Raw genomic sequence first — 15,229 nt, 5'->3', positions numbered from 1 at the left:
TTCATTTTTGGTAAACAAGACCTTATTTCAGTGTCCAAATTGTGCAAAACCCTTAAAAAGAGGCCATAAGCAATACTTTTGTTCTAATGGGCATTGTTTTGATATTGCAAAGCAAGGTTATGTAAACCTTTTGCTTCCCGGTCATACCGGAACGGGGAAACCCGGAGACACTAAGGAAATGATTAGAAGCCGCAGAGAGTTTCTTGATAAAGGATACTACCAGGAGTTTTCTGATACCCTTAATAATATGGTTCTTGAAACACTAAAAACTGAACAGTCTGACAGTATCAGTATTTTTGATGCCGGCTGCGGCGAAGGTTACTATATCAGCAGGTTGAAGCAAAAATTTTTCGATAATAATATAAATAATTTGGACATGTACGGTATAGATGTTTCAAAATCTGCAATCCAATATGCCGGAGGGCGTGACAAAGATATACATTTTGCGGTTGCAAGCAGTTACCATGTACCTATACTCGCCAATTCCATTGACTGTATTTTATGTATTTTCGCACCAAGAGATGAAAAAGAATTTAAACGTATTTTAAAACCTTCCGGGAAGCTGATAGTAGCTGCACCAGGTCCAAAACATCTGTATAGTTTAAGAAAATTTCTTTATGATAGTCCTGATGTTATAGGACAAAAGGGAACTGTAGAAGAAGGTTTTAATCTTCTTCTACATAAGTTAGTGTCTTATTCAATCACCATCAACGATAAAGAGGACATATTCAATCTGTTCAATATGACTCCTTACAGCCGTCACACGGATGACGATGCTGAAAACAAGCTCAAAACCATAGGAGAATTCACCACAGAAGTAGATATTAATATAAGAGTATACCAGAAAGCTTAATTCCGAATATATCCAGGGGCTCTTGCAAAATTAGTTTTTATCTATTGCAGCCTGTACGTAAGTATAAATTGCATCAATAGAAGCTTGATTAAAGATATTTGCAACAGCCCCGTTGCTGTGTTTTATATTATTTTATTAATGCTGAGAAATTTCTTTTGTTTATTTCATAGGTTCCTGCATCCTCAAATTCAGGTACTTGTCTTCCTAATGTAAGGTCATTTAACCTTCTTATTGCCAGCTCTCCCCAAATTTTTTGCCTCTGTACTACTATTGAATGGGCTTTGCCGGATTTTAGCAGTCTTAAGGATTCTTCACTATTATCAAAACCCACTATTTTTGCACTTACATTGACTCTTTGTACTAATTTTTCAAGAACCTCTGCTCCTTGGAAATCAACATAGACAATACAATCTATATTCTCATTTTGAGCAAGTACTTCTTCCAATGCATCTATTCTTTCGTTAACCGGACCTACATCTACTACTTTTACAATCTTAATATCCGGGTATTTTTCAACAGCTTTTCTAATTCCTTTTATTCTGCCGGCCATGTTACCAAAAGTTGAGGAAGCTGTGGAAATTACTATGTTTCCTTTTCCGTTAAGGCATCTTATTACACTTTCCCCCAGGTTTACCCCGGCAGAGAAATTGTCTGTACCAATAAGTTCACTAATACCGCAATCTTCAAGATAATTGTCTATATTTACAATCTTTATACCCTTTTCACTAGCTTTCTTAGCCGCTTCTCTAACCTCCGGAGAATCTATAGGTATAAGTGCTATGCCTGAAACACCTTTTTCTATGCACTCTTCAATTAAATCCGCCTGAATTTCGGGGCCCCATTGTTTTGGATTCATCTGTATTATATCTACACCAAGTTTTTTACCTATTTCTTCAGCACCTTTAAAGGTGTCTGCAAAAAATGGTATATCCAAAATAGAAATAACTGCAAAGGTTTTCCTTGCTTTTTCCTTTTTATCAAACACGTATTTGGTTAATTTGTTATCCAGACCTTCCACCACATTTTTCAAGTCCGCTGAAAGGCCCATAAGTACGTCTGCTGAATTGTTCTGGCTATACATAAGCGATGTTATTTCCTCTGATGAAGCAGCCGTCTCTGCTGCAACAACTGATATATTCTCTATTGAATCTGCCAGATTAGTTTTAAAGCTATCCAGCTTGTCAATACCATTTACAACATTATTAAGTTGAAGAAACAATTCATCTGATGCTTTAGATATACCGCTGAAAGCCTCATTTGTTTGATTAACGGCACCAATTTGATACATTATTGTTTGCGTTATGGTATTTATTTTTTCTGTTGTATTTCCAACTTTCTCCTGTACACCTTCTATAGTTTTAGCTATATTATTAGCTGCCTCAATACTCTTTTCGGCAAGTTTCTTAATTTCACCAGCCACTACAGAAAAGCCTTTTCCCGCCTCTCCTGCTCTTGCAGCTTCTATACTGGCATTCAAAGATAATAGATTGGTCTGGTTTGCGATGGCTGTTATGATTTCTGTTATTCTGGTAATATCCTGAGCCATAGAGCTTAATTCCTCTATGCTTTTATTTATCTCAGCAACATTAGTTTCCGAAAGTTTACTCTTATCCAGCAATTCTGAGATACTTTTCTTACCTGAATCAGTCATACTCTGAACAAGCTCTGCCTTAACTGACATCTGTTCTGTTGATTCTGAAACAACTTCAACCTGGTTAACCATTTCCACTGACATTTTATAACAAGCCTCAGAATTCTGTGCCTGATGTATCGCACCTGCGGTAACAGCGCCTGTTGCCTTGGATATTTCCTTAGAGTTCTCCCCCCATTCATGGAATGTTTCCATTACGGTATTTATCATATGATTTACATCACTGGAGGATGAATGAACCTCAGACAGTACTTCGTTAAAATCTTTGATAACTTCTGCAGTAATAGTGGTTACTTCGTTCAGTTCTTTTATACTTTTTGATTTTATATCAACAGTTAAGTCTCCCTTTTGAATATGTCTTAGCTTTTGTACTATTTTTTTTATCTCTTTAATGAATACTCCTAAAAAGGCACTTTGAAATACAGCAGCCAATACTGAAAGTCCAATTATTGCAGCTAAGGCAATCTTTAATCCCATTGTTGAAAAAGAAGCGTTGCTTAAAAGCAAGAGTAGTAGTACTGATGACGGTAAAACTACAAGTATTAACTGAACTAAAATAATAATGACTCTTAGTGAAGGTTTTTTCATATGAAGAACTCCTTTGGTTTATATACTAGCATATATTGGTAGTATACCTTAAATTCTAGATTAGTTCTAGTGTTTTTTCGACAAATTTTCCGTATATTCTACACAAGAAGAGATGGTGTATCAAATACTAACTGTCAGTTCTAAGCCAGTATTAAAAAAATAGCTTTTATTTATATTCTGTAGAATTTACTGACTCTGCACATAAGTCAAATCATCTGTAGCTTTACCCCTTATATATAATACCTGTCTTGATGTGTTGCGGCTATCCCATGTGTCTATCCATTTCTCGCTGCCATAGGTAGTAGTACCTTTCTTTGTTATCAGGTCAAAGCTTACAAAGGTTTTATCATCGGCTTCCAGTGGGATTATCCATTCAAATGTATAGGTGTTCCCGGAGGTTCTTGTTAATGAAACGGTATCTGTGTGTGTTTTCCCTTTGATTGTATAGTGTATCTTAAATGCCGCATATTCCGGCTCACCCTGTATGTCTATTCTTCCTTTTACTTTGTAGCCTGCTTTGATATATGTTCTGTTGTGTCCTACTTTTGAGTAATAGTTTATTGGCATTTTTATAGCAGGGATATCCGTGTTGCTTTTTCTGGGATACCTGTCTATTTTGCCGTCCCGGTTATCGTCAATTCCCTTGCTTGTATCAAAATAATAGGTTCTCCAGCCGGGGTCCAGCATCATTGTAATTGCAAAGCTGTATGCTCTGATTCCTGTGATTTTATAGTCTACATTAAGGGTTTGACTCATTCCTGATGGCAGCCATGCTTTAAATTCAGCATTTCCAACTCTTTCGTCTGGATATGCTCCATCTGCTATTTCAAGTCTTAATTCCCAAGTCTTTACCGTTCCTGAATTTGAGATTAGCTTTATTTTTCCTGTATCTGAAGTGTATGTTTCTCCTTCAAAGGTTATTTGGGTTTTTGATACATATTGGGAGGTTGTGAATTTAAACAGAGTTGTATCCCCGGTGTTTATTTGTGCTGCTTTTTCCTTGCCGTTTATATAGCCTTTCAGATTTATTGGGGTTTTTACTGTAACAGGAAATGATATTGTTTTGCTCTTATTTGCATTAGCTGTTATCTTAAATATGTAATTACCGTCTTTTAGGGTGTTTGGTACGTTATATGGTATGTCAATCCACTTTATGTCATTTTCGTTTTTTATGCCTGTGGCTGTACTGTAGCTTACGGTTTTTGTATCTGACACCTGAGTTCCGTTTTGATTATGCAAAGCCATTGTTAAATACGGATTTGTCGGATATCTTGTCCATAAGTCAAAGGCCTCCAAGTATTCACTTGCGGGTAAGGTGATAGGTGATGGTGGAGTTCTAAAGATTGTTTTCAGTGCCTGAAGCTTTGCTTCAAACTGCATGGGAGGTGTATCTTCCAAAGTGAATATTATCTCTGGAACATCTTTGTAGGTTGTTCCGTTTATGTCCATTGTAAATACATCTGACCATGTGTTTTCTATGTCTTTTACATAATACCTGATTCTGTAGGTTCCGGGGCTGAGATTGTCCGGTATTGTATAATTCCATTCCCCGCCTTCCTTTTTCCACATGATTTTTCGAGCTGATATGCCTTTGTCTGTCTTGGCTCTGGTGATATTATGGTCTAAATCATAGCTTAAATCCTTCCATGTTGTCTTGTAGGTTTTTGTAACCCCATCAAAGTCCCAATCCAGTATTGCTTTTGCTATTGGCTTTCTGTGTACATATATATCAACTTCTGTGGCTCCGCTGTAATATGAGTAGTTTTCTCCATATGCACCGGCGGGTTTGTCTTTTACCCTTCTGTATATACTGTACTTTCCTACGTTTGAAAACGAGCTTTTAATTGTATTACCCCATCCAGTGTCATTACTATATATAACTTGAGTTCCGGGTTCCTGTCCTGAGGGGTTGTCAAAATAATCTTTGTCATGTACATATTGCATCTCTCTTAATATGATTTCATCGTTTTCTAGGTCATCTTCCCCCACATTCAATGTGAACTGTTGATTCTGAAGTATAAATATCTTCTCAACCTCAGGGGTTTCTTCTGAAATGTATTCCAGTACTTCATTTATAATCTCCTGAATGGTTTTGTCTGTGGAATCTATATATTTTGCACAGTTCGGATATTGCGTCTGTATGTCTGGTGCTCCTGCTAAAATAACCTTTGCATCAGTCTTTGCTACTGTTGCATTGAAGTCGGAAAGTTCTGATATATTATCATCACTTACATAGAGAATATATTTACTGCTGTTTCCCCGCCATGTATCTGTGTAAGGCTGACGTACATATTTGTATATAGTACCGCTGTAGTAGCCTGTATAATTTGAAACCCACTGCATATTAGGTACCCAGTATGTTACAGTCCTTGAAACTGTCCCTGAATATCCTGCATAGCTTCTTGTCCAGTCAAAGTCACCTGCTTTGTCTGAACATGCCGTTGAGGTATATACATAGCCATATCCTGATAAGGTTCCGGAATATCCTTCTCCATCACTGTAGGGTATTGACGAAGGAGGACTGCTTTCACTATATCCGTGACCACTGATTGATTGGCCTCCAACACTTACTGTTTTAGTCTCTGTTTTTGTTTCATAATGGCCAAAGTCATGATAACCTCCATTGTCGGTTACACCAATTCTTTTAAGCTTCCCTGAATAACCCCCACTGGTATATTGGATTTCTTCCGATGGATAACTTGTTCCGGTATTGCTGGATGTAGTTGCTGGAGTTGAATATTCATAAGTTTTCATGTCCCATATATTAACGTTGGGAATCATGTTTTTGCCCAGCAGAGCATTTTCCATTGTCACTCTGTTGCTTGCAATGTATTGGTATTTATCCTGTGCTAAGTCCTTATCCCTCATAATATATAAATCAACGTTGGGTCTTTCAATGGGAGCATCAAGGTATATATCTGCAATTGGTTGATAATTATCTACCCAGAAATCACATTCCAAACTTGCTGACTTTTTATCAGAATCGGTAACAAATTGAGTTAGAGTATCCTGTCCATTTACACCAACAAACTCATCCCGGGCATATATATAGAATTTATAGTATCCAAGTTCTGTAGGAGTGTAAGCAGGAAAGTCCTCAAGACCATCCCATTTCTGAACCAATGTGTCAACACTGCCGTTGTTGTCAGAGTCATACCACAATTCTATTTTGGCAGTAGCTACTTTGTCACCATCCGTACTGCTAATGTCATAGTGCCAAGCACTTATTTCATCAGTTCTTGTTACAACGCTGTCAGATAGGTTCAGCTCTATATTTGGTGCAATGTCTTCCAGCACACGGAATTCTACTGTATAGGGGTCAGACCATTTGCCAAGAGTATTTTTGCACTCAAGAGTCAAGGAATATGAGCCTGGCTCTTTGTACTGTAATTGCTTTTTCAAGTCGGTATCTGTGCCTTTATATAGCTGTGATGTGTCTCCGCCGTAAGACCATCTGTATTCAACAATTGGATATTTGTCCAGAACAAGTTGTATATTCCCATCAGCCGAGGTATTTTCAACGTTTATTATCCTGTTTTGCTTCCAGGAATTTGATGAAAGTTTGAACTGTGCAATAGGTTTTGTTGGATATACGTATACATAATCTGTTGATATATATTCAACTACGGCAGCATCCTGTATCTCCTGTTTTTTATTTTCAGGTATGCCGTCTAGTATAATCTTACTTTTATCAAGGTTGTATCTGCAAACAACTTCTGCAAAGTATCCATTTTTATTGGTTGTGGCCGGGAATATGTAAGAACCTGAAAAAAATTGGTTGTAGTCAACCTGTTCCCCGTTAATATACAGTTCAACGCTTTTGACTGCTGACATATCAGTATTGTCTGCTGCATCCCGAAATGGAAGGGAGTCAAATGCTATTTCCCCTATGTGATTATTTATTTTTAGAGTTGGAATGTCAATAATAAGAGGTTTTGTATCAGGCTGGGGAGGGGTTGGAATTGTGCCTGTAAGAAATTGATTGCTTCCGTTTTTGGAATTATTGTGTCCATCAAGATAGTTTACTTTTGCAGTTGCTTCCACCATTATTATGTAATTTTCTCCTTGCTTAGGAAGCTTTTTGATTTCTTCTATAGTAGTTTCTATGCTAAAAGTAGCTGTTGCTGTATTATCTTCTAAACTCTTAGGTACAACATTTTTTGACTTCTTTTCAGTATCGGAAAGTTCTATACCGGATACCTTTTGGATATTTAAATCCCAGCTTTCTATGTCCTGCCTTGTATAATACACCGTTCTGGAAACTGAGTCCCTATAGTACGGAATCCATCCTTCAGGTGCCGGCTCCTCTTCTTTGAGGATAACATAATCCTGTAATTCACCTTTAATCTGAAATTCAAGTGTAAGCTTTTGCTTGTCCAGATCATTTCCTTTAGGTATGTCAGGCATAGGCAATACTGCAGTTACAAAGCACTGTAAGGGTAAGTCCTTTTTGCCACTGTCAGATAATTTATTTGATTTCCCTAAATTCGGTATTGAAAAGGTTTGATACCAGATAGATTGGTCAGGTCTTACGTGCCACATCTTCCCACTGCCTGCTTTCTGAATTGTTGGTGCCGATTGGATGTAAAGATATTCATAAACATTTGGGTCGTAATGACCATTACCGTCAGGAATGCCTGAAAACTTATCTACTGAATTGAAGGTTTTGTATATCCAATCCCTTAGTCTTTGAACTGTTTGTTGTTTATAACGACTTGAAGAGCCATATGCTGCTTCGTTATACGTACTTGCACTAGCTGTAAGCCTTTTTCTTACTTTGTTTTCATCATTCCAAGGTTCCTTTAGCCAACTCCTTTCCCTAAAAGTAGTTACCGTTGCTACGTTAATCATCCACATATTGCTGAATACTTCACCATTTATATCAAAGCCCAGGTACTTCCACTCTCCACGAATGGTATTGCATTTGTCTCCATGAGTTTTAGAGTTCTGCTCCTTACCTTTGCAAGAGATTCCTTCTGGTTTTAAAAAGTAGCCACCGTCATATTTAATCTCCGGGTCTTTTATATCCAAATCATTATGTATCTGATAACCGCATTTAAAATAGTTTCCTGCCATACTTCTGTAACTGCCATATACAACAAGATTCTTTTGAGTAAACAACCTATAGTTCAAATAGTATGTATTAGTACCCTTTTTAATTGACAGCGGAATGACACTTCCATTGATTTGTGTTGGCAGTAGGTTATTCCTTTTGAAGCTTTCGTATGTAGTCTGGTTAAAAAACTCCATACCACCATTTTCATATTTTAATGATGTATAATCATCTACTGCATGTACGCTATTATCTGGAAATCCAGTTATTAATAATATAAGACAAATAATTACTGAAAATACTTTAATATGTCTATTCAACTAATCACCTTCTCATTGATTTATTTTAAGCATTGTATCCTTATTTATAAACCCCTTTGCCCAAACCTGGAATGAAAAGACATTACCACTATCACCATTTCCGCCAACAACAGAGATTTGTCTATCGTTGAGTAAATATATATGATGTTTCCAATCAATATCATTCAACCCATAATATAAATACTGGTCATGTATTTTCTTAGCCTGCTCGTAATCCTTTCCAAACCAAAGTTTAAGCAATTCATAGGTGTATTTTTTTAAGTCCTTGTTGTACCTATCGACATCGTAACTTAATATTTCATAAAGCCAACCATCACAGTTGTCATACAAACTTTCTTTCTGCACTTTTTTTAGTTGGCTCCGTTGAGTAGCTATACCTATTCCGTTTAATGGTAAAATTATTCCGTACTCATCATTTATATATTTATTAAAATGGTCCTGATTATTAAAGTAATTAATTCCGAAGCTTTTATTCCCTTCACTGTAAGTAAAATCTATCTTTCCACCTGTTATAAGGTTGCGGTTCTTATACATTGTTTGTGCTGTTTCCCATATTTCCATCATTGGAAACAACCCTTTATACAAAGTGTATTCCTTGTTTTCGTAAAAACCCGCAGACTCATTGTCATATACACCGTTGTTGGTTATGCTGTTTGTCCATTTAAAGCTTTCGCTTGATAAGGGAACGCTTTCTACTCTTTCCTTTTTGTCCAGTAACTTTATTATTATAACCGATGCTTCAGCCCTTGTAAGAGTACCTTTAGGATTGAATTTGTTGTTACTGCCTGTTAAAAGCCCAATACGGTAGCAGTCAATTACGTCCTGAAGATATTTGCTTGTGATATTAGGATAATCTGTCATTTTAAGCTTCTGATAGCCTGCGTATACATTATCAAAAAAGCCTTTGTCGCCTTTTGGAGGATAAGTATCACTGCCTTTTACAAAGTAATCATGGGGGACATTTTCATATTTTCCTATAGTCCTTCTTGCCAGACTTGCCGCAAGCTCACGGGTAATAGGTTTTGTAAAATCTGGAATCTCGTCTTTTAGCAGAATACCTTCTTTTAAAGCAATGTCAACAAAGGGTATGTAATATGCCAATCCTTGAGGTAATTCAGCTCGATAGCCTATTGCTCTCATAAGCATCAAAATGTACTGTCCTCCCAATAACTTTTCATCCGGTCTAAAGCTTCCATCAGGAAAGCCTGATATTATTTCGAGGGCCGAAATTTTTGCTATATAATTCCTGCCCCAGTGTTTTTTTATATCCGAGTACTTAGCCAGTTCGGTATCCAGACTTTCTTGTGTTAGTCCGTTGTATTTGTCAACAAGTGGCTGCATCCGCATTTCTGTTGTTGTAGTTACCTGTGTATCTGCATTTTCAGCTGTTACCGGTAACAGAGCTGATAATATAATTGCTGAAACTGATATAGCATATAAAAGTTTTTTTATCATGCTTATTATTCTCCTTTTTAGTTAACATAATTTTTATTTGAAATTATTATATTTGAAATGTATCTTATAAAATTTGGATAGTTCCATTCCGACAAGTACAAAGTTAGTCCCATATGCTATATGTTTGCATGTGAATAAGCAATTGTCTTTGATAAATTTAGATACTAATTGCTATAGCATAGTTTAAAATATAAAAAATTGTGTATTGATTGAAAGTACTTAGGATGAGATTTTCATTAATGACTTGTTTTACTAAAACTTCCGTTTTTTATTATATCACTGTTGAGACGCGTGTCAATATTTTTGCAAAAAAATAAAGGCAGTAAATCATATTGACAGCAAAATCGGGATATAAGCACAATATCAACTTTAGTATTGTACTTATATCCCGGTTTATAAAATTTATAATGAACCTTAATTATTTTACAATCCTTACTTTTAATACACCTTTAATTGCTGCAATCTTTGCTGCAATTTCTTCATTTGTATGATTTTCAATATCTAGTACAGTGTAAGCATAGTCACCTCTTGATTTACTCACCATGTCTAAGATATTTACATTCATAGAAGAAAATGCCCCAGCAAACTGCGCCAGCATATTCGGAATATTTCTGTGGCAGATAGCAATACGTCCGTCTGTCATGCAAACACCTGCATCACAGTTTGGATAGTTTACAGAATTTTTAATGTTACCATTCTCAATAAAATCAATTAATTGCTTTACAGCCATCATTGCACAGTTATCTTCTGATTCTTCAGTAGATGCTCCAAGGTGTGGAATTGCTATAACTCCATCCATCTTAGCTGTCTTATCATTTGGGAAATCGGTCACATACTTGGCAACCTTACCACTTTTGAGAGCTGCTTCAATATCGTTATCACATACTAACAAATCCCTTGCAAAATTGAGGATGATAACACCATCCTTCATCTTAGAAATCGTTTCTTCGTTAATCATTTCTTTGGTATTAACATTAGGATCCGAATTCTCTATCAAAGGAGTATGTAGAGTTATATAATCACAATCTTTATAAATTTCTTCTCTGGTTTTAACGTGTACAACATCTCTGGATAAATTCCACGCACTATCTACAGAAATGAAGGGGTCATATCCATAAACTTTCATTCCTAGACGATTAGCTGCATTTGCTACCAGAACCCCAATTGCTCCAAGCCCGATAACTCCTAATTTCTTACCTTTGATTTCCTTACCTGCAAACTTGCCTTTGCCTTTTTCCACAGCTTTAGCAATACCAGGCTCTTCTTTTATAGTCTGAACCCAGTTAACTCCTCCGATGATATCACGGGAAGCTAACATAAGTCCTGCAATTACTAATTCCTTTACACCGTTTGCATTTGCTCCCGGGGTATTAAATACTACAATTCCATGCTCGGCACATTTTTCTAACGGTATATTGTTGACGCCGGCTCCTGCTCTTGCAATTGCCTTGAGATTACTGCTAAATTCCATGTCATGCATCGCAGCACTTCTTACTAAAATCGCATCTGCTTCATTGACATTTTCAACTTTTACATGTTTATCGGAAAAAATATCTAAACCAACATTCGCTATTGGATTAAGACAACTATATTTCATGACTATACCCCTTTCTACATCTTATTACAGGTTCTCAGCTTCAAACTTTTTCATAAACTCAACTAATGCCTCAACACCTTCAATAGGCATAGCATTATAAATGGAAGCTCTCATACCACCTACAGTTCTATGACCCTTTAAGTTTTCAAAGCCCGCAGCTTTTGCTTCTTTAACAAATTTTGCGTCAAGCTCTTCATTCCCAGTAACAAAAGGAACATTCATTAATGAACGGTCTTCTTTTACAACAGTTCCATGGAACATTTTACTCTGGTCTAAGAAATCATAAAGTATCGCTGCTTTTTTCTCATTATGAGCTTTCATAGCCTCTAAGCCGCCTTGATTCTTAATCCATTTAAACACCTTACCACAAATATAAATACCATAAGCAGGTGGGGTATTATACAAAGAACCCTCTTTAGCATGAATTTTATATTTCATCATAGTAGGTGTGCCAGGAAGTGTATCTTCTGTAATAAGATCTTCACGGATGATAACAATTACAACACCTGCAGGCCCGATGTTCTTCTGAACACCGCCAAAAATTACGCCATATTTTGTTACATCAATAGGTTCTGACAAGAAACAGGAAGAAACATCGGAAACTAATATCTTCCCCTTCGTATTAGGTAATTTTTTGAACTTTGTTCCGTATATGGTGTTGTTTTCGCAAATGTATACGTAATCTGCATTTTCAGAAATAGGAAGATCGGAGCAATCCGGGATATAGGAAAATGTCTTGTCCTCAGAAGAAGCAATCGCATTTGCTGTTCCATAGATTTTAGCTTCCTGGTATGCTTTCTTTGCCCATTGTCCGGTTATTATAAAGTCAGCTACTTTATTCTTCATCAAATTCATCGGAATCATGGCAAACTGCAGTGATGCGCCGCCCTGTAAGAAAAGTACTTTATAATTATCAGGAATATTCATTAATTCCCGTAAATCCTTCTCAGCTTCCTTTATGATTACATCGTACGCTTTAGATCTGTGGCTCATCTCCATAACAGACATGCCAGTACCTCTGTAATCCAGCATCTCATCTGCTGCTTCTTTTAGTACTTCTACCGGCAACATTGCCGGTCCTGCAGAAAAATTATAAATTCTTCCCACTGTTTTGTCCTCCTTATATATTGCTCCCTCTAACTCCAACAACCTCGTTTTTGTATCCTTATTGATTTACATCAATCGCTACAAAAAAAGACACAATTTCGTATTCACCGCCCCATTGCGTTCCAGATAGACGCCATCTGAATCTCATAGCATCACTCCTTGACGAAACTCATAGTTTATTGGAAGTATAGGGAGATATTATGGCACAAGCTTTATGCCATTTAATTTAATGTTTTTTTGCAACTATATAAATAATAACAAACAAAACACTTTATTACAATAAAATAATAGCTAAATGAAGTCGAAAGTTAATTATTATGCAAAAACCAATAATGTCCTTTTGGAATCTGATTATAAATTATTGTATACACTATCTTATTTTAACAAAAGCCATCCGAGTAAAATGTCCAAAATTTGTTAGTTCTGTATTTTCCAGTCCGGGTATGCACTGTTCTGAGGCAAGAAATGCCTATAGAGAAAGTCCTTGTGAACTCTCACTTAAATATTCTCTATTAATTTACATTTACCTTTATCAATGATCCTCAATTCTCTTTGTTCCCATATGCATAACATTTACTCTATATGAACCAAAGCATAATTGTATTTTCGTTTCATAGCTAGCTAAGAAAGTTTTACAAAAGTTACTGTAATTATAAATAATGTAAAATTATGGTTGACAGTCAACTTAATTATACTATAATATAATATAATTATTTTATTAATGAGATTTAATGATATTAATCAATTTTTTTCTAGCTCGAGATAGAAAGGATTGGTCAAATATAAATATGTTCAGGATTAACATTAGAATGAACAAAATATATTAATTAAATTATAAGGAGTGATTGTAAATTATGTTAAAAAGATTTAGAAGTTTTGTATGTTTAGCATTATTCATATCAATTTTATTAACATCAACTTTAGTATTTGCAGCATATAGTCCGAATGATTCACTAACCTTTACTAAGACCAACAACAGCTACATATATTCAAATAACCCTGAAAAAATCTATTCATCTTATCTTAGAAATGGGATTGGTGCATATACAATTAAAGTAAATTTAACAGCTAATAAAGCTTATGATGTTGAATATAGCCATTCTAATTATTCTGGTGTACCATTAACAGTGGCTGTAAAGGAACTAGCATATCAACAGTTGCAAGTCTTCCTGTAGTCGATTGCCAGAACACAGGTAGTTCAAGCGGATCTGGTGATAATAAAGCAACATCTACTGCATTATATAATTATGACGGAAGAATTGCTACTTTTGATTATAATACTTCAGTCAATAAAGCTTTTTATTTAGATTGCTTCAGCTCATATATCTCTACAAAGAATATAAATGAATTCGAACAACCTGTTCAATACTTACCAAATAGTCGACCTGAACTTCAAGGCAACTATGGAGTTATGTATAATATCATTATGAAAAATGCTGCCAATAAAACACTCTACTTAGTTCCAGATTGGGCCAATATTCCATCCTATAATAATTATCAATACTATACAATACGCAACCCATACACATCATCTTGGCAAACAATAAGCGTAAAAAGAGACGGCTACTGCGTTATAACACTTCCAAATAGCTCATCTTTCGGTTTAAACTGGATTCTTGCTCCTGGTGATAACGGTATGGTTTATTTTACATTTAATAAACCAACTACAGGTACAGCTTATCCAGTAAGTAATACATAAAGTTATAAATAGGGGCTATCTCTTTCAAATTTATTTAAATCTGTGCAATGGCCCCTTTTCCCTTTTCAAAAGTCTATAAAAATAACCCGGAGAGGCTTCTGGGTTATTTTTATAATTAGACTCAAGTTAATTTTGTTTTTTACTATCTTTTTTTACTATCTATAGTAAAATCAAATATCTAAAAATTAAAAACCAAGCTATTTCAAAACTGCATATTTTTGCACGTATGTCTTCCATAATTTTCATACCAAAAGACATTATTATATATTTCTATACAACCAATAGTATAATCATTGCCCTGTAATCAATTGCTTTTCCTTAGTATCAATATTATAAATGTATGTACTTCCCTTTTCAGACCAATCAGCACTACATTTTGATTCACTCCATGCTATCAGGTTATTGTATATCTTAGTAATACGATTTCATCTTTATCACCAATTTTTACATGTGTTAAATCAGCTTTTTCATTACACAAAGAATATTGCTCTTGTTTAGCATCTTTGGTATGATAGCTTGATACTTTTTCCTGATTATTCTTATTGAAACAACCTGTACTTGAAATAATGAAACACAATAATATAAATATAACTAAAAATTTTCTTTTCATTTTATTCAGCTTCTAAAAGTTTGCCTTTTATTTGTATATATTAAATGCTAATCCATATATAGATGCATTAGCATTTCTCATGTCTTAAGTCTCCTTATGTAAGTATGGGTTACTCCTTTTACAACATCCGGATAGCTGTATGAAATAAATCCGTCACAGAACTTAATATCGCAAGATTTTGTATATCTCTTAGTATCAAGTAAGGTTATGGCTTTCAAATTTATTCCGTCATATAGAAAGCCTTTTGTATACCCGGACAGTATTGCACAAATAGGTTTATTGGGAAAACTATAGAG

9 protein-coding genes are annotated in these 15,229 nt (G+C 35.4%); 3 read left to right on the top strand and 6 right to left on the bottom strand.

The genetic code is table 11. The features are described from left to right. The first annotated feature begins 7 nt into the window (after positions 1-7). On the top strand, positions 8-853 hold the full coding sequence (locus K412_RS0111570; RefSeq protein ID WP_024833256.1) for a putative RNA methyltransferase: 846 nt from the start codon (positions 8-10) through the stop codon (positions 851-853). A 127-nt stretch (positions 854-980) separates the two neighbouring features. On the opposite strand, the gene K412_RS0111565 is transcribed toward K412_RS0111570, so the two are convergent. From K412_RS0111565 to serC, 5 genes are all read right to left on the bottom strand, one after another. Beyond that, complete coding sequence (locus K412_RS0111565) at positions 981-3,092, bottom strand: substrate-binding domain-containing protein (RefSeq protein ID WP_024833255.1); 2,112 nt, start codon at positions 3,090-3,092, stop codon at positions 981-983. 186 nt (positions 3,093-3,278) lie between these two features. Further along, complete coding sequence (locus K412_RS0111560) at positions 3,279-8,465, bottom strand: Athe_2463 domain-containing protein (protein WP_024833254.1); 5,187 nt, start codon at positions 8,463-8,465, stop codon at positions 3,279-3,281. A 12-nt stretch (positions 8,466-8,477) separates the two neighbouring features. Next, the gene (locus K412_RS0111555) at positions 8,478-9,920 is read right to left on the bottom strand and encodes an S-layer homology domain-containing protein (protein ID WP_024833253.1); all 1,443 of its coding nucleotides are present in this window, start codon (positions 9,918-9,920) and stop codon (positions 8,478-8,480) included. 418 nt (positions 9,921-10,338) lie between these two features. Continuing rightward, positions 10,339-11,517, bottom strand: a complete 1,179-nt coding sequence (locus K412_RS0111550; protein ID WP_024833252.1) for a phosphoglycerate dehydrogenase — start codon at positions 11,515-11,517, stop codon at positions 10,339-10,341. A 24-nt stretch (positions 11,518-11,541) separates the two neighbouring features. After that, positions 11,542-12,624, bottom strand: a complete 1,083-nt coding sequence (gene serC, locus K412_RS0111545; protein ID WP_024833251.1) for a 3-phosphoserine/phosphohydroxythreonine transaminase — start codon at positions 12,622-12,624, stop codon at positions 11,542-11,544. Positions 12,625-13,478: 854 nt separating this feature from the next. Here serC and K412_RS0111535 point away from each other — a divergent pair. Beyond that, on the top strand, positions 13,479-13,799 hold the full coding sequence (locus K412_RS0111535) for a hypothetical protein (protein WP_024833250.1): 321 nt from the start codon (positions 13,479-13,481) through the stop codon (positions 13,797-13,799). Between the two features lie 236 nt (positions 13,800-14,035). Beyond that, positions 14,036-14,323, top strand: a complete 288-nt coding sequence (locus K412_RS0111530; RefSeq protein ID WP_024833249.1) for a hypothetical protein — start codon at positions 14,036-14,038, stop codon at positions 14,321-14,323. Positions 14,324-14,717: 394 nt separating this feature from the next. Here the strand turns inward: K412_RS0111530 and K412_RS0111525 are convergent, their stop codons facing one another. Next, complete coding sequence (locus tag K412_RS0111525; protein ID WP_024833248.1) at positions 14,718-14,933, bottom strand: hypothetical protein; 216 nt, start codon at positions 14,931-14,933, stop codon at positions 14,718-14,720. Positions 14,934-15,229 lie beyond the last annotated feature (296 nt).

This window comes from Ruminiclostridium josui JCM 17888, from assembly GCF_000526495.1.
Taxonomy (GTDB): domain Bacteria; phylum Bacillota; class Clostridia; order Acetivibrionales; family DSM-1351; genus Ruminiclostridium; species Ruminiclostridium josui.
The sequence above is the reverse complement of the archived record's forward strand: the minus strand, read 5'-3'. Positions and strand labels throughout refer to the sequence as shown.

Excerpts from the sequence above, each read along its gene's own strand:
- K412_RS0111565 (WP_024833255.1), bottom strand. The coding sequence starts at position 3,092 with ATGAAAAAACCTTCACTAAGAGTCATTATTATTTTAGTTCAGTTAATA.
- K412_RS0111555 (WP_024833253.1), bottom strand. The coding sequence starts at position 9,920 with ATGATAAAAAAACTTTTATATGCTATATCAGTTTCAGCAATTATATTA.
- K412_RS0111550 (WP_024833252.1), bottom strand. The coding sequence starts at position 11,517 with ATGAAATATAGTTGTCTTAATCCAATAGCGAATGTTGGTTTAGATATT.
- K412_RS0111535 (WP_024833250.1), top strand. The coding sequence starts at position 13,479 with ATGTTAAAAAGATTTAGAAGTTTTGTATGTTTAGCATTATTCATATCA.
- K412_RS0111530 (WP_024833249.1), top strand. The coding sequence starts at position 14,036 with ATGTATAATATCATTATGAAAAATGCTGCCAATAAAACACTCTACTTA.
- K412_RS0111525 (WP_024833248.1), bottom strand. The coding sequence starts at position 14,933 with ATGAAAAGAAAATTTTTAGTTATATTTATATTATTGTGTTTCATTATT.